Raw genomic sequence first — 26,569 nt, forward strand, 5'->3', positions numbered from 1 at the left:
TGACATTGGTTCGGATCGGGAGGGCGACCCATGGTTGAAGCCTCGCGTCACGATGCATGGCAGGTGGGCGAAAGCTACGATGCCTATATGGGCAGGTGGAGCCGCAAGGTCGCACCTCGCTTCCTCGACTGGCTCGCTGCGCCGGAGGACCGCGACTGGCTGGATATCGGCTGCGGGACTGGGGCACTCTCGGCGGCCATTCTGGCGCAGTGCAAGCCCGCCAGCCTGTTGGCCATCGACCCTTCCGATGGTTTCGTCGATGCGGTCCGGGCAAGCATTACCGACAAGCGCGCCAGGTTCCGGGTGGGTGACGCCCAGGCAGTGGAGGTGGAAACGGACAGCCGCGATATCGTCGTATCGGCGCTGGTGCTGAACTTCGTATCGGATCGGCGCAAAGCGCTTGCAGAGATGAAACGCATCGTGCGGCCCAACGGTACAATCGGTTTCTATGTCTGGGACTATCCCGGCGGTGGCGTGGAGTTTGTGCGGGCCTTCTGGCGTGCCGCGGTATCGCTCGATCCCGCGGCGCAGGACCTTACCGAAGACAAGCGCTTCCCTTTCTGCACGCCGGAAGGGTTGGCTGAGCTGGCGGCAGATGCCGGTCTCGGACTGGTGAGCTGCGCGCCGATCGAGGTGTCGACGGTCTTCAACGACTTCGACGACTACTGGCAGCCGTTCACCTTGGGCGCGGGACCAGCGCCGGGCTACTGTGTGAAGTTGGAGCCAGTCGCCCGGGAGAAGTTGAGGCAGAAACTGCAGGAAAGCGTCCCGCTGCGGGCCGATGGCGCGATCCCGTTCAAGGCGAGAGCCTGGGCGGTCAAGGCGGCCTTCGACTGAGGTCCAAGGGGCAGGGGCGGTTCCACAGGTGTCGAAATTAAGGTTTGTGGACGGCGTTGCACATCGGTTGCAACGTGGGCCGGGATTGGCCATATCCGGTCCCCCGACTCACCTCCTTACTGACGGAATCCCCCCCATGACGCCTGCCGAGGCCATTGAGACGCCCCGCGACCCACGAAGCCTGCGTCCGATCCCGCGCCTGATCTTCGCTTCGCGATGGCTGCAGCTTCCACTCTATCTGGGCCTGATCGTCGCCCAGTGCGTCTATGTCTTTCTGTTCCTCAAGGAACTCGTTCACCTGGTACTGCACAGCCCCAGCGTCACCGAACAGCAGGCCATGCTGATCGTGCTGGGCCTGATCGACGTGGTGATGATCTCCAACTTGCTGATCATGGTGATCGTCGGTGGCTACGAGACCTTCGTGTCGCGCATGCAGCTAAATCGCCATCCCGATCAGCCGGAGTGGCTGAGCCATGTCAATGCCAGCGTGCTCAAGATCAAGCTCGCCATGGCAATCATCGGCATTTCCTCGATCCATCTGCTGCGGACGTTCATCGAGGCCGGCTCGCTCGGCAAGGCGGACTCGGCCTACACCGAGGCCGGCATCATGTGGCAGACCATCATCCACGGCCTGTTCATCCTGTCCGCCGTCGGTATTGCCTACGTCGACAAGCTGAGCCAGTCGCCCAACGGCAAACACTGAGCGCTACTTGATCGTGTAGCGCTCGACGACCTTGGGCACGCGGCTCGTACCGTCGAAGCAGACGATTTCGGCTTCGTGGGCCATGTTGCCCTTGCCGTCCGACTTGTAAGTCGTGACCAGTCCCTTGTAGCTGTCACGACTGAGCGCGCCGCGGACGGCGCTTGGCGTGATGGACTGCTTGGCCTTCTTGAGGTCGGCGACGATCGTGCCCAGCATCCCAACGGCGTCGTATTGGGCGGCCGCGAAAGCGTCGGGCTCGGTCTTGAAAGCGACGCGGTAGGCGTCGGTGAAAGCCTTCATCGGGCCGCTGGTCGCCGAGATCGGCGAGGCCGCGGTTTCGGCACACACGCTTTTCAGCTCGGCGGGGTCCAGCAAGGCCGCGGTGGCGGGCTGGTGCATCGCTGAACCAGCGACGACCGGTAGATCGGGGAAGAGCTGCCGCGCCTGCCGGACGGCCAATACCGTCGAGGCGGCATGCAGGTGCAGCACGATCACGTCGGCATTAGCGCCTTTGGCACGAGTGAGCGCTGCGGTCAGATCGTTGGCGGTCGGTGCCACGCTCTCTTCGAGGACAGGCGGCGCCTTCAGATCGGTGAACGTCTTGGCAAGCTGCTCGCGGCCCGACTGGCCGTAGGCGGTGCTCTGGTAGATCACCGCGGGCCGCTTGGCGCCGAGCTTCTCGACCACGTAGCGGGCGTGAGCAACCTTCACAGTGGAGTCGCTCGGGAAGAAGCGGAAGAAGTAGGGGTTGCCCATTTCCGACAGCCGCGCCGTTCCGGAGACGGTCAGCAGGGGCACGCCGACGGTCTGCGCGAGCGGCATCAAAGCCAGCATCTGAGTGCCGAGGATCGGGCCGATGACGGCGGGCGGCGGCGTGCGGCCGACGGCCCGTTCCCAGGCCGTCACAGCGGCTTCGGGGGTCGCCTGCGTATCGAGCACGCGCGTCTCGATCTTGACGTCGCGGATCTGGCGCTCGGCCAGGATCGCGCCGTTCCGTTGGCTCGTACCTTCCAGCGCCACGAAGCCCGTGAGCGGCACGAGCACGGGCAGCGAAACGTCGGTCTTTTGCGCCGCAGCCGGAGCTGCGAGCGCAAAAGACACGAGTGCCGCGGCTACTGCGCCGCGCCGCCGGCCCATGGCGACATGACCTCGTTCATACCCGTCAGTTCGCCGGTCTTGGGATCGCGCACGATGCAGGACGGGTTGGCAAAGCCCAGAGGCGAGACCGGATTGTCGACTTCGACCATCGGCAGCTTGGCCGCAATCGCCTTCTTCACCGCATCCGGTAGGTCGCGATTGACCCGGATCGGGCCGACGCCGGAAACGTCGATACGCGGCTGATGGAAGGCCGCTTCGACGTCCAGGCCGCGATCGACCATCATCAACGAAAGCTGCGTCACAGCCGGCACGATGCGCCGGCCGCCCGAAGCGCCGATGCAGAACCACGGCTTGCCGTCTTTCGCCACGACCACCGGGCAGATGTTGCAAAGCGGCTTCTTGCCCGGCGCGATCGAGTTCGGCCGATTCGGTTCCGGGTCGAACCACAGCATGCCGTTGTTCATGGTGATGCCGGTCTTGGGCAGCATCACGCACGAGCCGAACAGCGACATCAATGTCTGCGTCAGCGCCACCATGTTGCCTTCGGAGTCGGCGGCGCAGAAATGCGTGGTGCAGGTGTTGGTCGGCTTGTCACCCAGGGTCTTCAGGCGCTCGTCGTAAGCCTTGTGCATGCCTTCGGCGATGGCGGCGAAGAACGCCGCATCGGGTGCGCCCTTGCCCTTGGTTCCGGCGCCCGCAAGTTCGATGGTCCGGCGCAAGGTCGGGCCTGCCGTGAGGCCGCCCGCGACATTGATCGTCACGCCATTGTGCTCGAACGACAGCGGCTCGACGATCTTCGCCTCGAAGGACTTGAGATCGTCGTAGGAGATGGTGGAGCCGCCGGCCTGCAGGTCGGCCGCGATATCGCGCGCCAGGCTGCCTTCGTAGAATTCACGCGGGCCACCCTCGGCCAGCCGCCGCATCGTCTCGCCGAGATTGCCGAGCTTGATGAAGCGTTGCGTGCCGGCCCAGTCGTGGGCGGGGACGCGGCCGTCGTCGCAGAGGTAGTTTTCGCGCGAGGCCGGGAACTTGGCGAGGTTCTTGGCGCCGTTGGCGATCATCACCTGCATGTACCAGTCGAGTTCCATGCCGCGCTGGGCAAGCTCGACGCCGGGCTGCAACACGTCCTTCCATTTGAGCGAGCCGAAACGCTCCAGCGCCTTGGCGAGGCCCGCGACCATGCCGGGCACGGCGATCGAGTGATAGCCGACCTCGTTGCGCTGCTCCTCGATGTCGGGCCACGCGAAGGGGTTAGCGGGGCCGGGGCCCACGATCTTGTAGACCGACGGATCGAGCTTCTTGGCCGAGACCGGGCCATAGTCGATCGTCCAGGCGCGGCCTTCCTTGGCACTCCAGATCGTCATGAAGCCGACACCACCGATGCCGCTCATCCAGGGTTCGAGTGCGCCGATGGCCATGCCGGTGGCGACGGCCGCGTCGATGGCATTGCCACCCTTGCGCAGGATCGCGGCGCCGACTTCGGCCGCCTTCACGTTCTGTGCAACGACCACGCCCTTGCCGCGAACCGCGTGCTTGGTGAATTTCAACTGCCGTGTCAGCGATTCGCTCATCAACAACGCTCCCCGAATGGAGGCGGGACTTTAGCTGGACCGCTTTTGGCCACAAAGCCTGTTAGACTGCAGGGCGGACCGGCGAGAAAGAGTGCAGGTGGCGGACCTCAACCAGATCGACCTGCAGGCGCTCGCCAGAGGCGACAAGCGTAGCTGGGACGCTTTTGTCGGCGCCGCCGCGCCGCTGATCAACGCCATGGTGCGCCGCGCACTCGCTCCCCATGGGCTGGGCGAGGACGATGTCATGGACGCCGCCCAGGACGTCTTCGTCCGGCTTTGCGCCCAGGATTTCCGGCTGCTCAAGACCTACGATCCAGCCCGCGCCGGATTGTCCACATGGCTGGCTGTGGTGGCCCGGTCGGCTGCCATCGACCATGCCCGCCGTCGGCGTCGCCCCACCCAGCCAATCGACGAGGTTCCCGAAGCCGCCCTGGGCGTCGAGGATCGCCATGTCGAAAAACTCAAGATTCCTCAAGGACTTCTAACCGAACGCCAGACCCTGATCCTGAAATATCTCTACGACGAGGAGCGCGAGGTCGCCGACATTGCGCAGCTTCTGAAGGTCGACCCCCAGACGGTCCGCAGCACGCAGCATAGGGCTTTGGTCCGGTTGCGCGCATATTTCCGCGAAGGGACTGGATAGGCCGGGGATGAAACGGGATTTTCTAACGTATTCTGAGGCAGGAGAGCGCGATGAGCCCGCAACGTAACGACCTGTCCGCGAGCGACAAGGAGCTGTGGCAAAGCCTTGCCATCGGCGTCGCTGAGCCGCGGCCGGTCGATGCCATGGACTTCGCCGCCTGGATCGAAGGTCGGCTGGGCGAGGCCGAGGCTGCCCAAATCGAGGCGTCGGTGGCAGCTGATCCCGAAATGCGGCGGGCAGCGCTCGATATTGCCGATGTCCTGGGCAAACCCTTACCAGCAGCGCCTGAGCGTATGGCCGTCCGGGCGCGCGCGCTTGTCGGTTTCGAGGCCGAGCGCAAGGCCGCCCGGGGTTCCCTGAGCGGGTGGTTGAACTGGATGACACCGTTGGCGGTGCGGCCGGCGATCGTGACGATGGCGGCCATCGTCATCGCGGCTGGCGGCTTCACGATGGGCGGCGGACTCGGCGCGTCGTTCGCGCAGCAGCAATACGGTGCGAGCGGCATCCAAAAGGCCAGCTCGACGTCCGAAGTCTCCAGCGACATCAACGAATTCTTCGCATCCGACGGGATCTGACATGAGCTCGCGCCTGCTCCAGCTCCTGCTGATCTTCTCGCTGCTGCTGAACAGCTTCGTCATCGCGGGCTTCGTCTATCGAAGCTGGATCGTGCCGCCGCCGGAAGCGATGGCGCTGCCACCGCCGCCTCCACCACCACCGGGAGGAACACCGGCAGTCGCGCCGCGACCAGGCCCTGTCGAGGTCATGACGCGCGAGCTAAATCTCGATGAAGGCCAGCGTGAGGCGCTTCGGGGCTTGATCGACCAACACGCCGCCAAACGCCGCGAACGCTTGCAGGAAATCCATCGGGACCGCGAGCGAGTCGCCGCCGAAATGCGCCGCCCGCAGCCGGACTTCGCGAAGGTTGAAGGGCTGATCGACCATGTGAGCGAGCTGCGCAGCGAATTGATCAAGGAGAACCTGCGCACGCTTGCCTTGTTCGAGCCGAAGCTGCGCCCCGAACAACGCGAGCGCATGTATGTCATCTTCGCCGACCGCTTCGCCGGCGTGCCGCAGCGTCCGCGCGAGCCGGCGTCACCGCGTCCGCCCCAGTAACAGGAGGCACCGCATGGCCGTCCATCTTGGTCGTCGTGGGTTCGTGGGCGGCATTGCCGCCCTCTCCACCGGTCTGTGGTCGGCATCACCGCTTCGTGCAGCGGCGGCGATGGACTTCGACGAAGCGCGGCATCTGCTGTCGCGCACGTCGTTTGGCGCCACGCCGGCTGAGATCCACGCCTTTGAGCAATTCGACTACGCCGTTGCCGTCGACCGTTTGCTCGGCAATGTCCGGCGCACGGCCGGGACGCCGGCCCCGGAGTGGCTGAATCAGGGACCGGCCGAGGTTCGCCGCCAACAGCAAGCCGCCGAGGCGCAGCGCAAGGACGGTGTCGACGGCAAGAAGCTCGAGATCGTGCGGCCAATCCAGGAGCAGGGACGCGAACTCAAGAACTGGTGGATCGAGGAAATGCTCGCCACCGACCAGCCGCTGGTCGAGCGCATGGTGCTGTTCTGGCACAACCATTTCACCTCCTCGATGCTGAAGGTGCGCTACGCGCCCGCCCTGTTCCGGCAGAACGCCCTGTTCCGTCGTGAGGCGCTGGGCAACTACGCGACCCTCCTGAAGGAGGTGGCGCGCGATCCGGCGATGCTGATCTACCTCGACGGCATGCGCTCGGTGGCGCGGCAGCCCAACGAGAATTTTGCGCGCGAGCTTCTGGAACTCTTCACCCTGGGCGAGGGCCACTACACCGAGGCCGATATCAAGGCTGCGGCGCGCGCCTTCACCGGCTGGTCGGTGAATCGCGAGACCGGACAGTTCGTCGAGCGCCCCGGCCAGCACGACGATGGCGAAAAGACCTTCCTCGGCAAGACCGGCCGCTTCGGCGGCGAGGAGATCTTGGCGATCCTGCTCGCGCACCCGCGGACGGCCGAAACCATTGTCCAGAAGATGTGGCTGGAATTCGTGTCGCTGAAGCCCGACCCCGCCGAGGTCAAGCGGCTGGCGGCCGACTTCCGCCGCGGTGGCTACGAGATCAAGCCGTTGGTGCGCGCGATGCTGCTGTCTCCGGCGTTCCGTGATCCGGCCAACCGTGGCGCCCTGATCAAGTCGCCGATCGACTTGATCGTGGGGAGCGTCCATGTGCTGGGCCTGCCGGTGCCGGAGAAGACTGGTCTGGTGCGCATGCTGCAGGGGCTGGGGCAGGTGCCATTCGACCCCCCCAATGTGAAGGGCTGGCTGGGCGGTGAAAGCTGGATCACCACCTATACCCTGCTGCTCCGCCAGCAGTTCCTGCGCCGTATGATCGAAGCCACGACGGTGGCGTCGATGGAGGGCGGCATGATGATGGCGCAGCGACCCAATCGCCGCGCCGATCGCAAACAGCAGCTCCCCGCCGATGACAGCACTATGCAGATGCAAATGGCCGAGCGCCGGCCGGTCGAGGGTCGGAGCCTGCGCAATGCCGGCGTCGAAGTGCGACTCGGCCCCACCCTGAGCGGCGTCGACAGTGCTGCGCTCGTGCGTACGCTGTTGCCACGTCAGCCGATCGATTCGGTCGATATCTCCGGCACGCCGGGCGTTGCCGTTGCCTCGGCAATGCTCGACACGGCCTATCAGCTCAAGTGAGGAGGGGACGATGAGCCGGATCCTGCTCCTGGTCGAACTGAAGGGCGGCAACGACGGACTTAACACGCTGGTGCCCTATGCCGATGCCAAGTATCGCGAACTGCGGCCGGCGATCGGTGTGCCACGCGAACGGGTAATCCAACTCGACGAGAAGGTCGGCCTGCACGAGAAAATGCAGCCGCTGATGGACTCGTGGAAGGCGGGCGATCTCGCGATCTTGCAGGGCGTGGGCTATCCCTATCCTAACCGCTCGCACTTTCGTTCGATCGAGATCTGGGACACGGCCTCGGCCTCGAGCCAGACACTGAACGAAGGCTGGATTGCGCAGTCCTTCCAGGGCGTCAGCCTGCCAAAAGGAGCCGGGGTAGATTGCATCGTGGCCGACACCAATGCGCTGCCCTCGACCGGTCCGGAACTGCGTACCATCGTCATGCAGGATGCCGAGAACTTCCTGCGTCAGGCACAGAACCTCAAAGATCCGAAGGGCATGGGCGATGGCGGCAATCCCGCTCTGCGTCATCTGCTGGCTGTGCGGCAGGAGATCAATGCCGCGGCGGCGGGCCTGCGCGACAAGCTGCGCGCGGCAGCGGCGCCCGCCGAGGCCTATGGCCAGGAGTTTCTTCTCGGCCGGCAGCTCGACGTTGCGACGAGGGTGATCACCTCGAAGGTGCCCGTGGTGGCGATCAAGGTGGCTCTGGGCGGCTTCGATACGCATGCCAACCAGGCGCCGACGCAGGAGCGGTTGCTGGCCTACCTGGCGTCGAGCCTCGCCACCTTACGGCACAACCTGATGGCGGCCGATCGCTGGAACGACGTGGTGGTGATGACCTATTCGGAGTTCGGCCGGCGCGCCAAACAGAACGCCAGCGCCGGCACCGACCATGGTACGGCCGCGCCGCAGTTCGTCATGGGCGGCGGCGTGAAGGGCGGCCTGCATGGCGCCTATCCGTCGCTGCACGACCTGCAGGACGGCGATCTCAAGCACACGGTCGATTTCCGCAGCGTCTTCGCCACCGTGGCGCAGGGCTGCTGGGGCCTGCAGCGCGATTACGGACTGCGCCAGCCCCAGAAGCTCGGCTTCCTCGCCTGAGCCTGGTCAGGCCACTGCGCCGGCGCGGTGGCCCATGATTTCATCGCGCACCGAGCCGCGCTCGGCTTCGATGCGGATGTACCAGATCAGCAAGGCGGCGATGATTTTGATCGCCACCGGCAGGGCGATATAGACCACGATCAGCGCCGTGCTGCTGTACTGGCCCATGCCCGGATTGAAGCCCAGGATGGCCGCCACCGGCAGCGAACCCGCTGCGCCGATGGCGGTCGCCAGCTTGGTCGACAGTGCCCAGAGGCCGAAATAGGCGCCGGTGTCCCCGCGCGTGTCCTTGCCTTCGTCGGAATTGATGATGTCGGCCAGGACCGAAGGGGGCAGGCCATAGTCGGCGCCGATGCCCAGGCCGGTGATGATGGCGATGGGCACGAACCAGATGAAATCACCGGCACCAAGGAAGACGGCGAGCAGCATCGCGGCGGCGGTCATCACCATGGCGATGAACCAGGCCGCGGTCTTGCTGAGCCGGCGCGACAGCAGCAGCCACAGTGGCACGCTGGCGGCGGCGGAGCCGAAATAGACCAGCAGGATAATGCCGGCCTGCAGCTTGCCGCCCTTCAGTACGTGCTCGACGTAGAACAGCATCACTGAAACGGCGACGCCCAGTGCCGAGCCGTTGACGATGAAGACCAGGAGCAGGCGGCGGAACAGCTTGTTCTTCATGGGCGCAAAGAACGGCACGAGGGTCTTGAGCGTGAAGCTCTTGTCCATGTTCTGCGTCGGCCGGGCGAGCCACGGCATCATGCCGATCAGCCAGTTCCGGAAGTAGCGGACGTGGATCTCGGGCTCCTCGCGCACCACCGGCGGATGCACTGACGGCGGCGACCAGATGAGGGTCGGCAGGGCGAAGAGAATGGCGATGGGGATGAAGATCAGCCCCATGTAGACGTAGCCCGCATGGTCGCCGAGCTTTGCCGTGAAATAGGTGGGCAGGACGACGGCCAGGGTCATGCCCAGCAAGCCGAAGACCTCGCGGCCGACGGTGACCCGTGTGCGCTCGTTGTAGTCGTCGGTCAGTTCGGCGCCATGAGCGTGATAGCTGATCGAGACGCCGGCATAGCCGAGATGAACCACGAACAGGGCAACGAACAGCCAGCTCGCGAGCAGGACCGGCTGGGTGAACAGCGACTCGGGCGGATGAAACAGCATGTAGAAGCCGCCGATCATCAGCGGCAGCATCAGCGCCACGAAGGTCAGTCGCCCGCGTGGGCCGCGATGGGTGAACTTGTCGCTGATCAGGCCGATGACCGGGTCCTGGACGGCGTCGATCACGCGCGTCGCGATGAAGATCAGGCCCATGATGCCCAACGGCACCTTGAGCACCTCGCCATAGAAATGGCTGACGTTCAGCACGACCGGCAGGGCGGCCATGTTCAGGGGGAGCTGATTGGTGGAGTAGGCGACCAGGCGGTCGAAACTCAATCTCACAGACGTCGTCATCGAAGCGATGCCGGACTTGGGCGCATGCACGCGGGTTTTGCCTTCCTGTTCGGCACACCTTCGAGCGGCGGGCCCTTTTGTTGCCGACAGTTATATATGCCTGAAATGCGCCTGCAAAACGTCTGTGCGGCGGGTCGAGAAGCCTGCGGCACAGTAGGCCAGATAGTACCGCCACATCCGGCGGAAACGGTCGTCGAACCCCATCCGGCCGACCTGGTCGGCTACCCGGTCGAACCGCCCCAGCCAGGTTTCCAGGGTTCGCGCATAGTCCAGGCCGAAACTATACAGTTCGGCGACCTTCAGCCCGGCCTGGCGACACTGCTCCCGCAGGCTGGTTGGGGACAGAAGCATGCCGCCGGGGAAGACGTAGGTCTGGATGAAGTCCGGATGGTGGCGGTAGCGCTCGAAGAAGTCGTCGGCGATGACGATCGCCTGGACGATCGCCGAGCCGCCCGGCGCCACATGCCGCTTCAGCGCCGCGAAGTAGTCGGGCCAGAAACGCTCGCCCACCGCCTCGATCATCTCGATCGAGACGATATGGTCGTAGCGCCCCTGGATGTCGCGATAGTCACAAAACTGCAGGTCGACCTGGTCGGTGAGCCCAGCTCGTTCCAGGCGGGCGCGGGCATAGTCGAGCTGCTCCTTGGAGATCGTCACGCCGGTGACCTTCAGCCCACGGCGTGCCGCCACCTCGGCAAAACCTCCCCAGCCGCAGCCGATCTCGAGGATGCTGTCGCCCTGATGGGCACCCAGTCGATCGAGAATGCGCTCGTACTTGGCGATCTGCGCGACTTCCAGGGGCTTGCCGTCCTCGCCCTCGTAGAGTGCGGAGGAGTAGGTCATCGAAGGGTCGAGCCACAGGCTGTAGAACTCGTTGCCGAGATCGTAGTGGGCGTGGATGTTCTTCTTCGAGCCTTCGCGCGTATTGGCGTTCCGGCGGTGCAGCAGCTTGCGCACCATGTTGTGCAACACGTTGGTCCGGGTCACCTTGCCGAGCGTGTTTTCGTTGGCCGCGAGCAGGCGGATCAGGGCCGGAAGGTCGGGCGAGTCGCAGAAGCCTTCCATATAGGCCTCGGCAAAACCCATATCGCCGTCGACCAGCACATGGCGGAAGAAGCGCCAGTCCCGGACGTCGATCTCGGCATGGGGATCGGCCTGTGGGCCGCCGAAGACATGCACACGGCCATTGGGGAGCCGCATGGTGAGGCGGCCAAAGGACAGTCGATCCAAGGCTTTCAGGACGAATCGGGCAGCGAGCGGCATAGCGACAAAAATCTCGCCCGCTTCCGTTACAGATGCAAGACCCGGGGCGCTCAGACCTCCTCAGGCTGCGGTGAGTTTTGCTTGTGCAATCGATTGCACGAGAGGGTGCACCCTCCGCCGGTCAGGACCGGGGGCAGGTCGCGGCCGGCCGCATCTCCAGGGATTGCAGGTCGGCGGTGACCGTCACCAGGCCGGTCTCGACCGTGAGCCGGTCCAGCACGCCGTTTTCGAGGATCTGTGCGGAGGCTGCGAACAGCGGCTTCTGCGCCTGCTGGCGGCCGCGTGTGAACGTCATGTAGACAGGCCAGGATTTGACCTTCGGGAGGGCGACGGGCGTGTCGACAGGCCGGGGGCCGCGCAGCCGCCCGTCCTCCAGTTCCGTCACGTCGATCAGGAAGACATCGCCCATCACTTCAGCGTCGAACATGAGAGCCGGGAAGGCGGCGGCCTTGGCCCGCAGCCGCTCGATCAGGTGATCGATGGCAGCGACCGGCATCAGGGTCGGTGGCGGCAGGGTGAACTGCGCAGGCGGCCCTTCCGGGTAGGTGATCTCGGCGCGGACCTCCTTGTCGGAGCGCTGCACACGCCCCTTGGTCTCGCGTGTGTTGCCGTTCTGAACCTGCACGGTGCGATAGCGCAGGGCGTTGCCGGCGCGCTGCTCCTCGGCGTCGAGCTTGGAGGAGAGGTTGATCTTCCAGGAGGCGGTGAGGGCGATCTCCGTGAGGATGTCGCGCTTGAGGTGCCAGCCGGCGCAATCCTGCGTCAGGTCCTGTACCGCCGTACCGATGCGTGGCGCGTTGGCAGCCGTGCCGAGCCGCAGCGCGTATTCGGCGCGATGCGGCTGCATCTGGGCAAAAGCCCCGGAAGGCGCGACGGCAAGGGCCGCGAGGACGAAACACACAAGTCGGCGCATCGGACCACCTTGCGCACGGGGCTATGACCGGTCAATCGTGCGCGCCATGAATTGGCGGGAGATCGTGGCGGGATTCTGGCGCGGCTTCGCGCCGCCGGCGGTGGCGCCCGCGATGGCGCCCGAGGCGGAGCAGGCCGACCTCGTGGAAGTCTACAAGGGCGAGCGTCGAATGGTGTTGAAGCGGCACGGTAGGGTTCTGAAAGAGTATCGCGTTGCCTTGGGGTTCGCGCCGGAACAGCACAAGGAACGGGAGGGCGATGGCCGCACGCCCGAAGGCAGCTACACGATCGATGCCCGCAACCCGCGCAGCTCCTTTCATCTCTCACTGCGCGTCTCCTATCCCGGCGACAGCGATAAGGCGCACGCCGCGGCGCTCGACGTCCCGCCGGGTGGCGACATCTACATCCACGGCCTGCCCAACGGCTGGCGCAAGCTTCGCACACCACATCCTCGCCGTGACTGGACGACCGGATGCGTCGCCGTCACCGATCCGGAGATTCGCGAGATCTGGTCCCTGGTGCCGACGGGCGCGCAGGTCGTGATCTATCCATGACGCCGGCCATGAAAGGGCTGGAGTTCACCTGCGCCAGCGAGACGTTACTGGCGCTGCCGATGGGCGCCCTCTACTGGCCAACGGAGCGGCTGCTGGCGGTTGCCGACCTGCATCTGGAGAAAGGCTCCTCCTATGCCGTCAATGCGCGCAAGCTGCTGCCACGGCATGACACACGCCAGACCCTGAGCGCGCTCGCCACCCTGATCGACGCCATGCAGCCGCTGACCGTGGTTTGCCTCGGCGATTCCTTCCACGATCGCGACGCCATCGCCCGCTTGCCTGAGGAGGAGCGCGCCGAGATTCAGCGCCTCGCCGCGCGGGTCCGCTTCGTGTGGATTGCGGGCAACCACGATCCGGCACCACCGCCGGCCGGATGGGGCGATGTCGCGGAAGAGATTGACCACGGCCCCCTCGTGTTCCGTCACGAGGCGCATTTCGGCCCGGCCGACGGCGAGATTTCTGGGCACTACCATCCCGTGGCGGCGCTCACGGTGCGTGGTCGTGGCCTGCGGCGGCGCTGCTTCCTGACCGATGGCAGGCGCCTGATCCTGCCGGCTTTCGGCGCCTACGCCGGTGGCCTCAACGCGCTCGATCCCGCGATCGCCCAACTCTTTCCCGACGACTACGATGCCCTTGTCGTCGGCCGAGATGCCGTGCGCCGCCTCTCCTGGCGGCAGCTACGGCCGGATGCGACGCTCGGCTAGAGCATCGTGCGTTCGACTGGAATCAGTCGAACGCACGATGCCGAAGGCGGAGATACCCGAAGCAACGCGTTTCCACTCAATTAGAACCGCTACGCGGTTCCAATTGAGCGGAAGCCGCTCTAGCTACTTCGGCAGCTCGTACTTCAGCGTAACCTCACCCAGGCCCTCGATGCGGCCCGTCGCCGTGCTGCCGGGCGGCACGAACTGGCAAGCGACCATGCTGCCGCTCGAGACAATCATGCCCTTCCTGAGACGCTTGCCGTGCTCGCCGAGCTTGTTAGCGAGCCAGGCGAGCGAATTGTAGCAATGGCCCAGCACGTCGCCGGAATGACCGGTGCGCACGACCTTGCCGTCGAAGGAGATCGAGCCGTCGAGGTTCGCAAGGTCGAGCTTGCGCCAATCCTTGTTCGGCTTGGCAAGCAGGGAGCCACCGTTCCAGCCCGCGTCCATGACCAGGGCATTGACGGTGAGGCGGCTGTAGTCGGCGCCACGATCCTCGATCAGCTCGAAGCCCGCGCGCGCATCGCCGACGTACGGCGCAATTGAATCCTTGTCGTAGCCTTTGCCCTTCGGCTTCGGCACATCGGCATTCACGGTGAGGATGATCTCGAGCTCGACGCCAAGGCGGGTCCAACGATCGGCGCGGACCGCAGCCTTGTGCTCGAACACACGCTTCTTGCGGATTGGTCCGTAGGCGGGGCCGCGCAGGCCGGTCTGCTCCCAGATCTGCGGCGAGGTCAGCGCTATCTTGTAACCGACACAGGGGCCTTGCTTGACCACCTGTTTCTTCAGGAACGCATCCTGGATCTTGTAGGCCGTGCGCTCGTCCGCTGGCATGAAATGTTCGGGCCACCAGCCGACGACGGCACGCGACTTGTCGACTTGGTGCAGCCAGTTCGCGACCTTGGCGATGCTGAGCGCCATGCGTTCCTCCCCTTGCTTGATTTCAGGCGGCCCGCATAGTGCCACCATGATGGCAAAAGCGGCGAAACATTTTGGCGCGGTACGCGCCGGAGCCCTGGTTGGTGTCGTTCTGGCGGGCGGTGAGGGCCGGCGTATGGGACCGGGACCGCTGAAGCCGCTGCGGCCACTGGCTGGCCGGCCGATGGTGGCGCATGTGGTCGAACGGCTCCGGCCGCAGGTCATGGATCTGGTCGTCGTGGCCAACGATCCATCACCTGCCTTTCGCAAGCTCAAGGTGCCGGTGATTGCCGATCCGCCCGACATCCAGCGCGCGGCGCGACGTGAGGGACGGCGGTTGGGGCCGCTGGCCGGCATCCTGGCCGGCATGGAATGGTCGCTGCGCGAGCATCCGCACGCCGGCTGGATTCTGACCGCGCCGGCTGACGTACCTTTCCTGCCGCTCGACCTCACCGTACGGCTGTGCGGGCTGATGCATGTGCCGGAGCCGGATGTCCTGATGGTCAGGCACGGCAAGCGGCGCGAGCACACGCTCGCCGTCTGGTCGGTGAAGCTTGCTGCCGATCTCAGAAAGGCCGTGCTGGAGGAGGGGGTGCGTCGGGTCGACGAGTTCGCCCGACGCTATGTTTTCGAAGAGCTGGTCTGGCCAGGCGGTGGGGCCGGGTCCTTTCTCAACGTGAATACGCCCGCCGAACTCAAGGTTGCGGCAGGTCGGCTGGCTGGAGTTCGATCACGTTCCCGTCGATGACGACCTTGCCGGCATTCTCGAAATTCACGGTGATGCGGTGGCCGGCAATCGACTGGATCTGGCCCAGCCCCCAGTCCGGCTTGCCGGCGTGGCGTACGAAATCTCCGGGCGAAAGTAAGGCATTGCCGGGCTTGTCGAACAAGTTTGCGTGACTCCAGGCCGTGGCTACGATAGCCCGCGTGTGAGGGCCGGTGAACTCAAGCTGGCCTATATGTTCCATGCCGCTATGTCAGGGAGAAATTCATGAACACGACCCGCATCGCCATCGCTACGGCTCTCGCCGCTGCTCTTGCGCTGCCGGCCACTGTCCAGGCGCAAGGCAACATGGAGAAATGCTACGGCGTGGCCAAGGCCGGCAAGAACGACTGCCAGACGGCGAAGTCCTCCTGCGCAGGTACGTCGAAGACGGACCATCAGAATGACGCCTGGATCTCCGTTCCCAAGGGCACGTGCGATAAGATCGTTGGCGGCAAGCTGACCGCCGGCTGATCGCCTTCCGAGGATGCGCACCGTCGCTGGTATCGGCCTGCGCGCTCCGCATCTTGCGGAGATCGCGCGTGACCGGCCGGCGACGGGCTTCCTGGAGATTCATGCCGAGAACTATCTCGCAGGATCACCAGCGCTGCAGGCCGTCGAACGGCTGCGCGGCGATTACGAGTTTTCCCTACATGCCGTCGGACTATCGCTCGGTTCTGTGGAGGGGCTGGACGAGGCCCACCTCGCGCGCGTCGCAGCTCTCGCAGAGCGTCTCGAACCGGTACTGGTCTCCGATCATCTCTCCTGGAGCGTGAGTGGCGGTCACTATTTCAATGACCTGCTGCCGCTACCCTACACGGAAGAAGCGCTCGAGGTTGTCGTGCGCAACATTCAACGGTTACAGGATCGGCTGAAGCGACAGGTCCTGGTCGAGAATCCGTCCTGCTATCTAGGCTTCAAGCATTCGACGTTATCGGAACCGACGTTCCTCGGCGAGCTCGTACGACGGAGCGGCTGCGGCCTGCTGCTGGACGTGAACAACATCGCGGTGACCGCACACAATCTCAGGCTCGATCCATTGGCCTGGCTTGCAGACCTGCCGGCCGCGGCCATTGGTGAGTATCATCTGGCTGGTCATGCGGTGAACGACGCCGATGGCGAGCCGATCCTGATCGACGATCACGGCAGCCGGGTGAGCGAGGGCGTGTGGTCGTTGTTCGATTCGGTCCTCCAACGCTACGGGCCGCGACCGACGCTGGTCGAATGGGACACTGACGTCCCCGCGCTTACGATCCTTCTCGACGAGGCGGTACGCGCTGATCGCGCCTTGAAGGCCTGGACAGGAACAGATGTTCGCGCTGCGTGATTTGCAAGGGGCCTTCGCCAACCATATCAGGGGCGAGGACCAGTCGCGACTGGAGGCGGCCGTAGTAGGGGATGCAATCCCTGCCGCCGCTCGGCTTCGTGTTTATCGTCATCATGTCGAGCAGAGCCTCGCCGCCGCGTTGGCGGCAACGTTTCCAACTGTGCAGGCGGTTGTTGGTGAGGAGTTCTTCCGGGCGATGGCCAGGCGCTATGTCGTCGAGCATCTGCCACGCCAGCCAGTGTTGACCGAATACGGCGCAGGCTTCCCGGAGTTCATTGCAGGTTATGAACCTGCAGCGTCCCTGCCTTATCTCGCCGATGTGGCTCGCCTCGATTGGGCACTGAATCTCGCTTTCCATAGTCCGGTGGGAGTGCGTCTGACGGCTGCTGACCTCTCGTCATTGCCGGCTGAGGGCATTGCAGGTCTGTCGCTTACCTTGGCGCCGGGGGGAGCCGTCTTCCATTCGGACTATCCCATCGATCGGATTTGGCAGATCTCCCAACCGGGCACCGCAGGCGAGACGATCGACCTAGATGCCGGAGGGGTAAACCTCCTGATCCTGCGACGGGAGGACGACGCCGCCTTCGTTGGAATCAGTGACGCTGAAATGGCCTTCCTGTCTGCCGTGCAGCAGGGCTCAACCTTGGAGAGTGCCGCCCAGGCCGGGTTTCAAGTTGATGGTGCTTTCAACCCATCTACGACGTTTGGTCGCCTGCTCGCTTTGCAGGCATTTGCTGCATTGCAGCATGGGGTTGCCAAAAGTGCTTCAAAAGCCCCTTAGAATCGCAGTTGACGAAATCGTGACCTATGCTGCAGTGCACGGCTAGAATCGGTCAACGGCACTGAACCTTCTTGCGGCGCGAAAGTCCGTCCCTATACTCCGCGCGCCTCAAGGGTCCGCCGTCCCCCCGGCGGACGAGTAGTCGCTGCGAGTGGAGTTGCCGACGATGTCGATTACGTTGCCGCAGAATTATCGGCCGACTGAGCGTGAGCCTTTTATGAACCCGATGCAGCAGGAATACTTCCGTCAGAAGCTGCTGAAGTGGAAGGGCGAGCTGATCGAGGAATCGAATCAGACGTTACAGAACATGCAGGAAGAGAGCCTGGCGCAGCCCGATCTTGCCGATCGCGCCACCGCCGAGACCGACCGCTCTCTTGAACTCAGGACCCGCGATCGCTTCCGTAAGCTGATTTCCAAGATCGACCAGGCGATGAAGTCGATCGAGGAAGGGACCTATGGCTTCTGTGAGGAGACCGGCGAGCCGATCTCGCTCAAGCGTCTCGAAGCCCGCCCGATCGCCACGCTCTCCGTCGAGGCGCAGGAGCGCCACGAACGCATGGAGCGCACACGCCGTGACGAAGGCTGATCTTCTGGAAGAGAGCGAAGGCCGTTAGGCCTTCGCCTCCTTCTGGAGATCCTGTCGCAGCAGTGCGCGGCCAGCGCGGCCGCTGCCGACCTTGCCGTCGCGCCACACGATCTCGCCGTTGCAGAGCACCGTGTCGATGCCCTTGGCGGGCGAGATCGGCTTCTCGAAGGTCGCGGTGTCGATCACCGTAGCCGGATCGAAGATACAGATGTCGGCATAGAAGCCCGGCTTCACTTCACCACGCTTGGTGAGGTGGAAGCGCTGCGCCGAGTAGGACGTCATGCGGCGCACGGCGTCTTCCAGCGGGAAGAGCTTCAGCTCGCGCGAATAGTGGCCCAACACTCGGGGGAAGGTACCCCAGAGTCGCGGGTGCGGATGGGTGTCGAAGGGGATGCCGTCGGAGCCGATCATCGCGCCGGGATGGGCCATCGCGCTCTGCACGTCCTTCTCGTCCATCATGAAGTAGATGGCGCCGGCAGGCTGCAACCGGTCGGCCGCTTCGTGGATCGAGCAGCCCATCTCCTGTGCGATCTCCTTGAGGTCGCGGCCGCTCACGTTCTTCACCGTATCGGACCAGGTGATCAGCACCTTGTCGGCACGGTCCAGCATCTCCTTGCGCAGGATCGTCGAGCCGGCGACGTAGGGATAAACGTCGAAGGCGATCTGCTGCTGCTTCATCGCTTCGGTGAACTTGGGCAGCGTCTCCCTCATGCGGCCGAAGTTCGTGCGGCCCGAGCACTTGTGGTGCGAGACGATGACCTCGGCGCCGGCGCGGCGGCCGATCTCGAAGGTCTCGTCCATCGACTTCAGGATGTCGTCGCCTTCGTCGCGCATGTGGGCGGTGTAGACGCCGCCCCACTTGCCGAGCGGCTTGGCGATCTCGGCGACTTCGTCGGTCGAGGCGGCCATTGCCGGTGGGTAGAAAAGCCCGCTCGACATGCCGATGGCGCCTTGCTCCAGGCTCTGGTCGAGCAGGTCGCGCATGACGCCGATCTCGGGGCCCGTTGCCTGGCGCGCGAGATTGTCACCCATGGCGTTCATGCGCAGGGTGGAGTGGCCGATCAGGAAGGCGCCGTTGATGGCGGGCTTGGCTGCTTGGACCTTGCCCGCGAACTCCCCGAAGCTCTTCGCGACATTCTCCGGCTTCTTCACGATCAGGGTCAGGAAGTGACCGATATCGTCGCGCGTAAACGGTGCGGCTGAAGCGCCGCAGTTGCCGCACACGACGGTGGTCACGCCCTGGCTCGCCTTCATCGCCATGGTGGGATTGTCGATCAGCGCCGTGTCGTCGTGGGTGTGCACGTCGATGAAGCCTGGCGCCACGACCTTGCCCCTGGCGTCGATCTCGTTGTCACCCTTCAGGGTGCCCGGCGCCTCGACCGCGGCGATGCGATCGCCCTTCAGGGCGACATCGGCAGCGAACAGCTTCTTGCCGGTCCCGTCGGCCACCTGGCCATTGCGGATGACGACGTCATAAGCAGCCATGGCGGAACTCCTAGGCTTCGTTGCGGCCGAGCCGCATGTCGAGGTCGAACGGATAGAGCGGCCGCTTGACCCGCGTGTACTTGAACAGCTTGAGATCGGATGCCGTGCAACCGTCACCGTCGCACATGACGATATGCTTGGCGATCGGCTCGAAGCCTGCGCGGAAATGCTGGCGCGACTTGATCAGCACGTATTTCTTGCGTCGCGGATCGATGCCGCAATGGGTGAAGACACCGAGGTCGTAGGGCTCCGCACGCTTCTCGGAGATCACGATCTGCATCTTGCCGGTGTCGAGTACGGCGGTGCGGCCCATGCGCACCGTGGTGCCGGTCGCCATCGGACCGGTGACGACGAACTGCCCGTCGGTGATCGCCTTCACCTTGCCGGTGACCTTGAGCGGCTTGCCCTTCAATCCCATGGCCGGCATGTCGATTTTGCCGCCGAGTTCCAAGGTCACTTCGGCACCGACGCCGGCCTTGATCATCTGCTCGACGCAAGCCGGATCACAGATCGGCCCGGCACAGGCATCCTCGAGGTCCTGTTTCATGGCTTCCTCGATGACGCTCATCACGTCCTGCGTGCCGCCCGAAGCGGTGTTGTCGCCGTGATCGGCCATGACGACAGGGCCGCCGTCGTACGACTTGGCGCGCGCCACCTGGACGGAGAGCGGTTCGGGATGGAACAGGAAGCCCTCGCGCTTCTCCCAGGCCGTATCGAGGATCTTGTTCAGCAGGATCTCGCCTTCGGCCGTGCGCTTGTCGCAGACAATGACGGAGGAGAGGGCGAGGTGAGGGATGTCGGCCTGCGGGAAGCCGCCGAACACCGAGGCATTCAGCACCTGGCCGGTGTCCTCGGCCTGGTTGGCCATGCCCATCAGGGTCTTCATCGGTTCGCGCGACGGCGTATGGACCAGCGAGCTGCTCATGATCGGCCGGTTGCCCCACACCATCTTCGGCTCGATTTCACCGGCCAGCATCCGGATCAGGGTACGACCGGCACGCTGCGCGGTGTCGGCCATGTCGATATGCGGGTAGGTGCGGTAGCCCGTGATGATGCTGGCGCCGTTGATCATGGCGTCGGTCATCTGGGTGTGGAAATCGAGCGCAACGGCGATCGGCACATCGGGCGCGATCTTGCGGATGCGGTTCAGCAGCTCGCCTTCGCCGTCGTCGTAGTGTTCGGCAACCATGGCGCCGTGCAGGGCGAGCAGGACCGCGTCGCAGCCCTTCTTCACCTCGTCGACGATCGCCGTCGTCATCTGCTCGTAGGCGGCCTTGGTGACCAGTCCCGAGGGATGGGCCGACGCCGCCATGGGGACGACGAACTCGGCGCCAGCCTTACGCGCCACGTCGATAAAGCCACCCAGGGAAGTGTTGGTGCCCTCGGCCTCCTTGATGGCTACCGGCCCGCTCAACGACCCTGCGCGGGCAAAGGACTCTATGGGGGTGGGTAGAGGAGAGAAGGTGTTCGTTTCATGCATCATCATCGCAACGACAAATTTCTTAGCCAACTCTTCCTCCATCCCAACTCAAGTCTTTGAATACCCTACAAAACTGCACGACATCTGCTTGTGCAGAAGTGATGCATGCGGTGCAAAGCTGCGTCCCAGGATTATTGTGCGTTGCAGAAAAGCCACACCTCTTTGCGCACATAGACGAACGCTAAACATGTGAATTCAGGGCTCTTTTTTGTTCTTGAAATCCCTTCGCAGGTGCACCATTCTAATGGGGCAGCAAACGCCACCTCGGTGGCCTCTTTGTTTGCTGTATGCCCGTCTTGGGCGTTTCCTCCCTAAACTCGGGCCGTGCTTGTCACGGCCCTTTTTTTTGCTCGACGCCTGTTACTCGGCGGCGAGTCGCTGAGGCAGCAGTATCTCGAGCGCCTGGCTGCCCGCTTCCTGCAGAAACCCGGTGATCAGTTTGGTGAACACCCCGATCGTGGGCAGTCGTTCGTGGCGCGCTTCGTCCATGTAGAGCGCGCGATTGATCTCGATCTGTAGCGCGTGACGCGCCAGCGACGGGCGGCCGTAGCATTGGGTCGTGAAGCCGCCGGCGTAGGGCTGGTTGCGCAGAACGCGCAGGCCTCGCGCGCGAAACCAGGTCTCGGCGCAAGCCACGAGTTCCGGCGCACAGGACTCCCCGTGATTGTCGCCCAGCACGATATCGACGCGGCTGTCGCGATCGCGCGAGCCGATGTTCGAGGCCGAAGAGGGCATGGAATGGGCATCGATCAGCAGTGCCCCGCCAAAGGTGCTGTAGGTCCGCTCGACCAGCAGCGACAGCGCCGTGTGATAGGGGCGCCAGCAGGTTTCGAGCCGCTGCTCGATCGTTTCCGATGGCACGCGCCCGCGATAGATCGCTTCGCCGCTGGCGGCGACCCGCGGGATCATGCCGAGGCCGGCGGCCACGCGCGTCGTGCGATGGTTGAGCGCCCGCGGCAACGGGCCTTCGAACATGCCTGGATCGAGCTCGTAGGGCTCGCGATTGGCATCGACGTAGGAGCGCGGGAAGCGCGCCGCCAGGAACGGCATGCCAAGGGTAGGGGCAGCGCTGAAGAGGTCGTCGACGAAGGCATCTTCCGCGCGGCGCAACGCGGCGAGCGGCACGGCTGCCTGGTCGAGGAAGGCGGGCGGATAGAACGATCCGCTGTGCGGCGACGCCACCACCACGGGGACCATCTGCCGCGCCGGAAGGCGGCAATCCAGGGCCTCGTGGTCGGGAAGGGCCGGGAGATTGTCCATCCCCTGCTAATAGCCCGCGCGACGAAGCGCGTCACGTGTCACGCTCTTGCCAATCTTCGATCCGCGATGTAGACGACCGGGCTTCCGCGTTGCCGGTGCTCAGGCACCCCAGCAACCTCAGGCGATGGGCGCGTAGCTCAGCGGTAGAGCACTGTCTTGACATGGCAGTGGCCACAGGTTCGATCCCTGTCGCGCCCACCATCGCCCGGCCCCTCGTCGAGGAGCCGGCTTCCAGAGCACCAAGTCACCTCGGCTCGACGTCGCTCTCCTGGAGCAAGTGCTCCTTGCTGCTGCGAATTGTTTCCTACCAGGACGGCTTGGGCGAGAAGCTCGTGGCCGCATGCGAAACGCGTTCGTCAGGCGGTGTTTCGGCGCTGAATTTATATGTGGTGCCGACGGCGGACTGGCTGACCCGGTCGCCGTAAGCGTTCGCCAACGCATGCAGTGCATGCCATCCGGTGCAATGCCCCGTGATGAAATAACGAATGTCGAACGGCCTGAGAGCTTCGACGGTCTGCGGGATCAGGTGCTCCATGACGCCGCCGAGATGCAGTCCGCCCATCACCGTGTGGATCGGCGTATCGGGGAAGAGGCGCCGGACTTCGGTGCAGACATTGACGATGCCGGCATGCGAGCAGGCGCTGAACACGATCAGGCCGAGATCGCGCACGTTCACGACGAGCATGCGCTCGTCCATCAGGAAAGGATCGGGCCGCCAATCCTCTTCGTTGTCGCTACGACAGAGGTGATCCTCTCGGCCCTTTTCGAAGGCGCTGACCCTCGGAATTTCGCCGCTGTAATAGAAGTGGCCGTCGAGAAGGGCGCGCGCCTTGCTGTCGTTAACGACACGGGCGCCGCGCGCCTCCATTTGTGCGGGCGTGGGAACGCGCGCTGCGGGAAAGATCGTGCCATCTTTCAGCAGGACGCCGCGCTCGTTGAACATGCCGGGATTGACGTGGACCGAGACGCTGTTGCGGCCGCGACGGGCAGCGATGGCATCGAGGGCGGCGGGCAGGGCACCCATATGGTCCCAGTGGCCATGGGTCACTGCGATATCCTCGACCTCGCCCAGGTCGATCGCGAGGTTGCGACAGTTCCGGATGAAGGCCGCACCCTCGGTGCCGGTGTCGAAGAGAATCACATGTTCTTTCTCACCGAGGCGGGACCTGAGCCGCAGCCCGTAACCCAGATTGGCGACCAGCAGTGTCTCGCCGGAAATTTCCTTCGCGCCAGCCAGCAAGATGTTCGCCATTTCCGACACGGCGAAGGCGGGCTTGCTCGCATACGTATCACTCATATTGTCGGTGATGACATCAACTGTCAGCGAATCGAGGGCAACAAGCGAGGACATGTCTCTTTGCTCCTGGATTTGGTTTGCCGGATCCTAACGTCGTCAGTAGTGCTTTATGAAGAAGGCGATCGAGATCGCGAGGCCCAGCAGCACCACGACGATCCGCAGCACGTGCGGATTGACCTTCGATGCAAACAGGCCACCGAACTCGCCACCTATGAAAGCCCCGATTCCCAGAGCAATCGCGGCGGGCCATTCGACCAGCCCGGACCCGTAGAAGAGGACGGCGGCGGCACAGTTCGAGAGCAGGCTGACCGTCTGCTTGACCGCGTTGATGCGCGTCAGCGTTTCGGACATGACCAATCCCATGAGTGCCAGCACGACGATCCCTAGGCCGGCGCCAAAGAACCCGCCATAGAACGCGCCAAGGAACACGACACCGGCCAGCGCAAGGTCGTTGCCGGAGCCCTCAGCCGTGGATTGCCGGTGCGACAGGCGAGTGACGGCTTGCTTGATCCGGGCCTCGAACGCCAACAGCAGCGTCGCGAGCAGGACCAGCCAGGGAACGAGTTTTTCGAACGTTCCCGCATCTGTTCGCAGGAGAATCCAGCCGCCCAGCAAACCACCCACTGCCGCCGCAGGAACCGAAATCAGGACCTTACGGCGCTGGCTGATCAGGGCCCCACGTTGGGCGAAGGCGCCGCTGAGATAACCCGGAATCAGGGCCATCGTGTTTGTCACGTTGGCCTGCAGCGCCGGCACGCCGAGCGCTGTTAGGGCAGGGAAGGTGATCAATGTGCCGCCGCCGGCGAGCGAATTGACGCCGCCACCGACCAGCCCAGCCAGGGCTGCCAGGGCGAGATGCACCCACGTCCAGTCCATTCCGCCCCCTTGATCCGCTTGCCAGCATCGACGACGCCCATGCGGAACAAGTCCAGCACTGCGTTTCCTCTTCATCAATTGTTTAGATTTTGCTGGCAGTCTTGACATGGTGACGCTCACAGGTTCAATCCCTGTCGCGCCCACCACCGCCTAACCACCAGCCCTTGATCGGAAACGAGTGCTATCGGACCGTAGAGGATCACTGGAGTCCCGATGTCCGATTTCTATTCGCTCTATTCCCATGAGTTCGTGCGTGTGGCCTGCTGTGTGCCGCGCACCAAAGTCGCCGACACGGCCTACAATCTTGCCGAGACGCTGAAGCTCGCGGCCCGGGGCGACAAAGCCCGTGCCGCGGTCATGGTGTTCCCCGAACTCGGCCTTTCGTCCTACTCGATCGAAGACCTGCTGCTGCAGGATGCGCTGCTCGACCAGGTCGAGGCCTCGATCGCCGAGGTCGTGGCCGCGAGCCGCAAGCTCTTTCCGGTGTTGATCGTCGGGGCGCCGCTGCGGGTGTCCAGCCGGCTCTACAACTGCGCCGTCGTCATTCATCGCGGCGAAATCCTGGGCGTCGTTCCCAAGATCTACCTGCCGAACTATCGCGAGTTCTACGAGAAGCGCCATTTCGTCTCCGGCGCCAATGTCATCACCCACGAACTCGAGCTGGCGGGACAGACCGTGCCGTTCGGCACCGATCTCCTGTTCCAGGCGAGTGGCGTCGATCTCACCTTCCACGTCGAGATCTGCGAGGACGTGTGGGTGCCGATTCCGCCATCGAGCCATGCGGCTCTCGCGGGCGCCGAGCTGCTGGTGAACCTGTCGGCCAGCAACATCACCATCGGCAAGGCCGAGGCGCGGCGCCTGCTGTGCGGCAGCCAGTCGATGCGCGCGGTCGCAGCCTATGCCTATTCGGCCGCCGGGCCGGGCGAGTCGACGACCGATCTCGCCTGGGATGGCCATGCCGCTGTCTATGAGCTGGGTGACCAGCTCGTCGAGTCGACTCGTTTCGAGAAGGACTCGACGCTCGTACAGGCCGACGTCGATCTCGGCCGTATCCGCCAGGAGCGCCTGCGCTATGGCGGCTTCGCCGACTGCGCGCTGCAGGAACGCGAGCGGGTCGGGCGCTTCCGGCGCATTCCCTTCACCTTGGAACCGCCAAAGAACCGCGTCGCACTGGAACGACCCGTCGAGCGCTTCCCCTATGTACCGTCCGATCCGGCCAAGCTGCGCGACAATTGCTACGAGGCCTACAACATTCAGGTCCAGGGCCTGGCGCAGCGCCTGCAGTCGAGCCGTACGGAGAACGCGATCATTGGCGTGTCGGGTGGTCTCGACTCGACGCATGCGCTGATCGTGACCTGCCGCGCCATGGACATGCTCGGGCTCGGCCGCAAGAACGTCTTTGCCTACACCATGCCGGGCTTCGGCACCTCGGATAAGACCCACAAGAATGCCTGGCGGCTGATGAAGGCACTGGGCGTCACGGCCGACGAAATCGACATCAAGCCGGCGGCGACGCAGATGCTGGCCGACATCGGCCATCCTTTCGCCAAGGGCAAGAAGGTCTACGACGTCACCTTCGAGAATGTGCAGGCGGGCCTGCGCACCGACTATCTGTTCCGGCTGGCCAACCAGCATCGCGGCCTGGTGGTCGGCACGGGCGACCTTTCCGAGCTCGGCCTCGGCTGGTGCACCTATGGCGTTGGCGATCACATGTCGCACTACAATCCCAACGGCTCGGTTTCCAAGACGCTGATCCAGCATCTGATCCGCTTCGTTGCCGCGTCCGGCGACGTAGGCGAGGAGACTGCCGAGATCCTGCACGACATCCTGAACACCGAGATATCGCCCGAGCTCATTCCGATCGGTGCCGGTGGCGTCATCCAGTCGACCGAGCAGTCGGTCGGCCCCTATGCGCTGCAGGACTTCAATCTCTACTACCTGACGCGGCTTGGTTACCGGCCGTCGAAGATTGCCTTTCTCGCCTGGAATGCCTGGCACGATGTCGAGAAGGGCGCGTGGCCGGCGAACCTCGATGGCGACGCACGTCGTGCCTACACGCTGGCGGAGATCCGGCATTGGCTGGCGCTGTTCCTGCGGCGGTTCTTCACCAACCAGTTCAAGCGCTCGGCAGTGCCCAACGGGCCGAAGATTTCGTCCGGCGGTTCATTGTCGCCGCGCGGCGACTGGCGGGCACCCTCCGATGGCAGCCCCGATGTCTGGTTGGCCGAGCTGAAAGCCATTCCCGAGACGAAGGGCAAGTAAGCGCCGCCTTCTCTTGCG

27 protein-coding genes and 1 tRNA gene are annotated in these 26,569 nt (G+C 64.3%); 16 read left to right on the forward strand and 12 right to left on the reverse strand.

Annotation, left to right across the window (positions count from 1 at the left end; all coding sequences use genetic code 11):
• Window positions 1-30 precede the first annotated feature (30 nt).
• Both EPO50_RS10460 and EPO50_RS10465 read left to right on the forward strand, forming a co-directional pair.
• Window positions 31-837 (forward strand): class I SAM-dependent methyltransferase, encoded by an 807-nt coding sequence (locus EPO50_RS10460; protein ID WP_296343653.1) that lies wholly within the window; start codon window positions 31-33, stop codon window positions 835-837.
• A gap of 136 nt (window positions 838-973) precedes the next feature.
• Complete coding sequence (locus EPO50_RS10465; RefSeq protein ID WP_296343655.1) at window positions 974-1,540, forward strand: TIGR00645 family protein; 567 nt, start codon at window positions 974-976, stop codon at window positions 1,538-1,540.
• Between the two features lie 3 nt (window positions 1,541-1,543).
• Here the strand turns inward: EPO50_RS10465 and EPO50_RS10470 are convergent, their stop codons facing one another.
• Both EPO50_RS10470 and EPO50_RS10475 read right to left on the reverse strand, forming a co-directional pair.
• Window positions 1,544-2,677 carry a penicillin-binding protein activator gene (locus EPO50_RS10470; RefSeq protein ID WP_296343657.1) on the reverse strand — a complete coding sequence of 378 codons (1,134 nt, stop codon included), beginning with the start codon at window positions 2,675-2,677 and terminating at the stop codon, window positions 1,544-1,546.
• The gene (locus tag EPO50_RS10475; RefSeq protein WP_296343659.1) at window positions 2,653-4,209 is read right to left on the reverse strand and encodes a gamma-glutamyltransferase family protein; all 1,557 of its coding nucleotides are present in this window, start codon (window positions 4,207-4,209) and stop codon (window positions 2,653-2,655) included. The genes EPO50_RS10470 and EPO50_RS10475 overlap by 25 nt, the downstream gene beginning before the upstream one ends.
• A gap of 97 nt (window positions 4,210-4,306) precedes the next feature.
• Here EPO50_RS10475 and EPO50_RS10480 point away from each other — a divergent pair, with 97 nt between their 5' ends.
• Genes EPO50_RS10480 through EPO50_RS10500 form a run of 5 tightly spaced genes read left to right on the forward strand, consistent with a single transcriptional unit; the run spans window position 4,307 to window position 8,625 of the window.
• A complete protein-coding gene (locus tag EPO50_RS10480) occupies window positions 4,307-4,852 on the forward strand; it encodes a sigma-70 family RNA polymerase sigma factor (protein ID WP_296343661.1) in 546 nt (181 codons plus the stop codon).
• Window positions 4,853-4,902: 50 nt separating this feature from the next.
• Window positions 4,903-5,427, forward strand: a complete 525-nt coding sequence (locus EPO50_RS10485; RefSeq protein WP_296343663.1) for a hypothetical protein — start codon at window positions 4,903-4,905, stop codon at window positions 5,425-5,427.
• Window position 5,428: 1 nt separating this feature from the next.
• Window positions 5,429-5,965 (forward strand): periplasmic heavy metal sensor, encoded by a 537-nt coding sequence (locus EPO50_RS10490; RefSeq protein ID WP_296343666.1) that lies wholly within the window; start codon window positions 5,429-5,431, stop codon window positions 5,963-5,965.
• Between the two features lie 13 nt (window positions 5,966-5,978).
• The gene (locus tag EPO50_RS10495) at window positions 5,979-7,535 is read left to right on the forward strand and encodes a DUF1800 domain-containing protein (protein ID WP_296343668.1); all 1,557 of its coding nucleotides are present in this window, start codon (window positions 5,979-5,981) and stop codon (window positions 7,533-7,535) included.
• Window positions 7,536-7,545: 10 nt separating this feature from the next.
• Entirely contained in the window at window positions 7,546-8,625 is a 1,080-nt protein-coding gene (locus tag EPO50_RS10500) for a DUF1501 domain-containing protein (RefSeq protein ID WP_296343669.1), read from the forward strand.
• A gap of 6 nt (window positions 8,626-8,631) precedes the next feature.
• Here EPO50_RS10500 and EPO50_RS10505 read toward each other — a convergent pair whose 3' ends face one another.
• The 3 genes from EPO50_RS10505 to EPO50_RS10515 all read right to left on the reverse strand — a co-directional run bounded on the left by EPO50_RS10505 (window position 8,632) and on the right by EPO50_RS10515 (window position 12,256).
• Window positions 8,632-10,080, reverse strand: a complete 1,449-nt coding sequence (locus tag EPO50_RS10505) for an MFS transporter (protein ID WP_296343671.1) — start codon at window positions 10,078-10,080, stop codon at window positions 8,632-8,634.
• A 90-nt stretch (window positions 10,081-10,170) separates the two neighbouring features.
• On the reverse strand, window positions 10,171-11,343 hold the full coding sequence (locus tag EPO50_RS10510) for a cyclopropane-fatty-acyl-phospholipid synthase family protein (protein WP_296343673.1): 1,173 nt from the start codon (window positions 11,341-11,343) through the stop codon (window positions 10,171-10,173).
• A 121-nt stretch (window positions 11,344-11,464) separates the two neighbouring features.
• Window positions 11,465-12,256, reverse strand: coding sequence for a DUF1849 family protein (locus EPO50_RS10515; RefSeq protein WP_296343675.1), 792 nt, complete (start codon window positions 12,254-12,256; stop codon window positions 11,465-11,467).
• Window positions 12,257-12,302: 46 nt separating this feature from the next.
• Here EPO50_RS10515 and EPO50_RS10520 point away from each other — a divergent pair, with 46 nt between their 5' ends.
• Complete coding sequence (locus EPO50_RS10520; RefSeq protein ID WP_296343676.1) at window positions 12,303-12,809, forward strand: L,D-transpeptidase family protein; 507 nt, start codon at window positions 12,303-12,305, stop codon at window positions 12,807-12,809.
• Window positions 12,806-13,513 carry a ligase-associated DNA damage response endonuclease PdeM gene (pdeM, locus tag EPO50_RS10525; RefSeq protein ID WP_296343678.1) on the forward strand — a complete coding sequence of 236 codons (708 nt, stop codon included), beginning with the start codon at window positions 12,806-12,808 and terminating at the stop codon, window positions 13,511-13,513. Before EPO50_RS10520 ends, pdeM begins: the two co-directional genes overlap by 4 nt.
• Before the next feature lie 123 nt (window positions 13,514-13,636).
• Here the strand turns inward: pdeM and EPO50_RS10530 are convergent, their stop codons facing one another.
• A complete protein-coding gene (locus EPO50_RS10530) occupies window positions 13,637-14,437 on the reverse strand; it encodes a hypothetical protein (RefSeq protein WP_296343680.1) in 801 nt (266 codons plus the stop codon).
• A gap of 46 nt (window positions 14,438-14,483) precedes the next feature.
• Between EPO50_RS10530 and mobA the strand changes: the two genes are divergently transcribed.
• Window positions 14,484-15,182: a molybdenum cofactor guanylyltransferase gene (mobA, locus tag EPO50_RS10535; protein ID WP_296343682.1), complete on the forward strand. Its 699-nt coding sequence runs from the start codon at window positions 14,484-14,486 to the stop codon at window positions 15,180-15,182.
• Here the strand turns inward: mobA and EPO50_RS10540 are convergent.
• Window positions 15,130-15,324, reverse strand: coding sequence for a DUF3553 domain-containing protein (locus tag EPO50_RS10540; protein ID WP_296343686.1), 195 nt, complete (start codon window positions 15,322-15,324; stop codon window positions 15,130-15,132). The two genes, mobA and EPO50_RS10540, sit on opposite strands and share 53 nt — an antisense overlap.
• Window positions 15,325-15,425: 101 nt before the next feature.
• Here EPO50_RS10540 and EPO50_RS10545 point away from each other — a divergent pair, with 101 nt between their 5' ends.
• The 4 genes from EPO50_RS10545 to dksA all read left to right on the forward strand — a co-directional run bounded on the left by EPO50_RS10545 (window position 15,426) and on the right by dksA (window position 17,891).
• Entirely contained in the window at window positions 15,426-15,671 is a 246-nt protein-coding gene (locus EPO50_RS10545) for a DUF2282 domain-containing protein (protein WP_296343688.1), read from the forward strand.
• A gap of 13 nt (window positions 15,672-15,684) precedes the next feature.
• On the forward strand, window positions 15,685-16,524 hold the full coding sequence (locus tag EPO50_RS10550) for a DUF692 domain-containing protein (RefSeq protein ID WP_296343690.1): 840 nt from the start codon (window positions 15,685-15,687) through the stop codon (window positions 16,522-16,524).
• On the forward strand, window positions 16,508-17,305 hold the full coding sequence (locus EPO50_RS10555) for a DUF2063 domain-containing protein (protein ID WP_296343692.1): 798 nt from the start codon (window positions 16,508-16,510) through the stop codon (window positions 17,303-17,305). The genes EPO50_RS10550 and EPO50_RS10555 overlap by 17 nt, the downstream gene beginning before the upstream one ends.
• 166 nt (window positions 17,306-17,471) lie before the next feature.
• A complete protein-coding gene (dksA, locus tag EPO50_RS10560; protein WP_296343694.1) occupies window positions 17,472-17,891 on the forward strand; it encodes an RNA polymerase-binding protein DksA in 420 nt (139 codons plus the stop codon).
• A 24-nt stretch (window positions 17,892-17,915) separates the two neighbouring features.
• Here the strand turns inward: dksA and EPO50_RS10565 are convergent, their stop codons facing one another.
• From EPO50_RS10565 to EPO50_RS10575, 3 genes are all read right to left on the reverse strand, one after another.
• The gene (locus EPO50_RS10565) at window positions 17,916-19,376 is read right to left on the reverse strand and encodes an amidohydrolase family protein (RefSeq protein ID WP_296343696.1); all 1,461 of its coding nucleotides are present in this window, start codon (window positions 19,374-19,376) and stop codon (window positions 17,916-17,918) included.
• Between the two features lie 10 nt (window positions 19,377-19,386).
• Window positions 19,387-20,886, reverse strand: coding sequence for a M81 family metallopeptidase (locus EPO50_RS10570; protein ID WP_296343698.1), 1,500 nt, complete (start codon window positions 20,884-20,886; stop codon window positions 19,387-19,389).
• Window positions 20,887-21,216: 330 nt separating this feature from the next.
• On the reverse strand, window positions 21,217-22,116 hold the full coding sequence (locus EPO50_RS10575; protein ID WP_296343701.1) for an N-formylglutamate amidohydrolase: 900 nt from the start codon (window positions 22,114-22,116) through the stop codon (window positions 21,217-21,219).
• 126 nt (window positions 22,117-22,242) lie between these two features.
• On the opposite strand from EPO50_RS10575, the gene EPO50_RS10580 reads away from it, so the two are divergent.
• A tRNA-Val gene (locus tag EPO50_RS10580) sits at window positions 22,243-22,317 on the forward strand.
• A 103-nt stretch (window positions 22,318-22,420) separates the two neighbouring features.
• On the opposite strand, the gene EPO50_RS10585 is transcribed toward EPO50_RS10580, so the two are convergent.
• Window positions 22,421-23,467, reverse strand: a complete 1,047-nt coding sequence (locus tag EPO50_RS10585) for an MBL fold metallo-hydrolase (RefSeq protein WP_296343703.1) — start codon at window positions 23,465-23,467, stop codon at window positions 22,421-22,423.
• A 42-nt stretch (window positions 23,468-23,509) separates the two neighbouring features.
• A complete protein-coding gene (locus EPO50_RS10590; protein WP_296343706.1) occupies window positions 23,510-24,289 on the reverse strand; it encodes a sulfite exporter TauE/SafE family protein in 780 nt (259 codons plus the stop codon).
• Window positions 24,290-24,502: 213 nt separating this feature from the next.
• Between EPO50_RS10590 and EPO50_RS10595 the strand changes: the two genes are divergently transcribed.
• Window positions 24,503-26,551 carry an NAD(+) synthase gene (locus EPO50_RS10595; RefSeq protein WP_296343707.1) on the forward strand — a complete coding sequence of 683 codons (2,049 nt, stop codon included), beginning with the start codon at window positions 24,503-24,505 and terminating at the stop codon, window positions 26,549-26,551.
• Window positions 26,552-26,569 lie beyond the last annotated feature (18 nt).

Source organism: Reyranella sp., from assembly GCF_004297405.1.
Taxonomy (GTDB): Bacteria; Pseudomonadota; Alphaproteobacteria; order Reyranellales; family Reyranellaceae; genus Reyranella.

What these genes read in the sequence shown, in the direction of transcription:
- EPO50_RS10545 (WP_296343688.1), top strand. Translation starts at nt 15,426, where the DNA reads ATGAACACGACCCGCATCGCCATCGCTACGGCTCTCGCCGCTGCTCTT.
- mobA (WP_296343682.1), top strand. Translation starts at nt 14,484, where the DNA reads ATGATGGCAAAAGCGGCGAAACATTTTGGCGCGGTACGCGCCGGAGCC.
- EPO50_RS10590 (WP_296343706.1), bottom strand. Translation starts at nt 24,289, where the DNA reads ATGGACTGGACGTGGGTGCATCTCGCCCTGGCAGCCCTGGCTGGGCTG.
- EPO50_RS10475 (WP_296343659.1), bottom strand. Translation starts at nt 4,209, where the DNA reads ATGAGCGAATCGCTGACACGGCAGTTGAAATTCACCAAGCACGCGGTT.
- EPO50_RS10495 (WP_296343668.1), top strand. Translation starts at nt 5,979, where the DNA reads ATGGCCGTCCATCTTGGTCGTCGTGGGTTCGTGGGCGGCATTGCCGCC.
- EPO50_RS10550 (WP_296343690.1), top strand. Translation starts at nt 15,685, where the DNA reads ATGCGCACCGTCGCTGGTATCGGCCTGCGCGCTCCGCATCTTGCGGAG.
- EPO50_RS10595 (WP_296343707.1), top strand. Translation starts at nt 24,503, where the DNA reads ATGTCCGATTTCTATTCGCTCTATTCCCATGAGTTCGTGCGTGTGGCC.
- EPO50_RS10460 (WP_296343653.1), top strand. Translation starts at nt 31, where the DNA reads ATGGTTGAAGCCTCGCGTCACGATGCATGGCAGGTGGGCGAAAGCTAC.
- EPO50_RS10585 (WP_296343703.1), bottom strand. Translation starts at nt 23,467, where the DNA reads ATGTCCTCGCTTGTTGCCCTCGATTCGCTGACAGTTGATGTCATCACC.
- EPO50_RS10530 (WP_296343680.1), bottom strand. Translation starts at nt 14,437, where the DNA reads ATGGCGCTCAGCATCGCCAAGGTCGCGAACTGGCTGCACCAAGTCGAC.
- EPO50_RS10500 (WP_296343669.1), top strand. Translation starts at nt 7,546, where the DNA reads ATGAGCCGGATCCTGCTCCTGGTCGAACTGAAGGGCGGCAACGACGGA.
- EPO50_RS10510 (WP_296343673.1), bottom strand. Translation starts at nt 11,343, where the DNA reads ATGCCGCTCGCTGCCCGATTCGTCCTGAAAGCCTTGGATCGACTGTCC.
- EPO50_RS10555 (WP_296343692.1), top strand. Translation starts at nt 16,508, where the DNA reads ATGTTCGCGCTGCGTGATTTGCAAGGGGCCTTCGCCAACCATATCAGG.
- EPO50_RS10505 (WP_296343671.1), bottom strand. Translation starts at nt 10,080, where the DNA reads ATGACGACGTCTGTGAGATTGAGTTTCGACCGCCTGGTCGCCTACTCC.
- EPO50_RS10485 (WP_296343663.1), top strand. Translation starts at nt 4,903, where the DNA reads ATGAGCCCGCAACGTAACGACCTGTCCGCGAGCGACAAGGAGCTGTGG.
- EPO50_RS10470 (WP_296343657.1), bottom strand. Translation starts at nt 2,677, where the DNA reads ATGGGCCGGCGGCGCGGCGCAGTAGCCGCGGCACTCGTGTCTTTTGCG.
- dksA (WP_296343694.1), top strand. Translation starts at nt 17,472, where the DNA reads ATGTCGATTACGTTGCCGCAGAATTATCGGCCGACTGAGCGTGAGCCT.
- EPO50_RS10520 (WP_296343676.1), top strand. Translation starts at nt 12,303, where the DNA reads ATGAATTGGCGGGAGATCGTGGCGGGATTCTGGCGCGGCTTCGCGCCG.
- EPO50_RS10465 (WP_296343655.1), top strand. Translation starts at nt 974, where the DNA reads ATGACGCCTGCCGAGGCCATTGAGACGCCCCGCGACCCACGAAGCCTG.
- EPO50_RS10515 (WP_296343675.1), bottom strand. Translation starts at nt 12,256, where the DNA reads ATGCGCCGACTTGTGTGTTTCGTCCTCGCGGCCCTTGCCGTCGCGCCT.
- pdeM (WP_296343678.1), top strand. Translation starts at nt 12,806, where the DNA reads ATGACGCCGGCCATGAAAGGGCTGGAGTTCACCTGCGCCAGCGAGACG.
- EPO50_RS10565 (WP_296343696.1), bottom strand. Translation starts at nt 19,376, where the DNA reads ATGGCTGCTTATGACGTCGTCATCCGCAATGGCCAGGTGGCCGACGGG.
- EPO50_RS10490 (WP_296343666.1), top strand. Translation starts at nt 5,429, where the DNA reads ATGAGCTCGCGCCTGCTCCAGCTCCTGCTGATCTTCTCGCTGCTGCTG.
- EPO50_RS10575 (WP_296343701.1), bottom strand. Translation starts at nt 22,116, where the DNA reads ATGGACAATCTCCCGGCCCTTCCCGACCACGAGGCCCTGGATTGCCGC.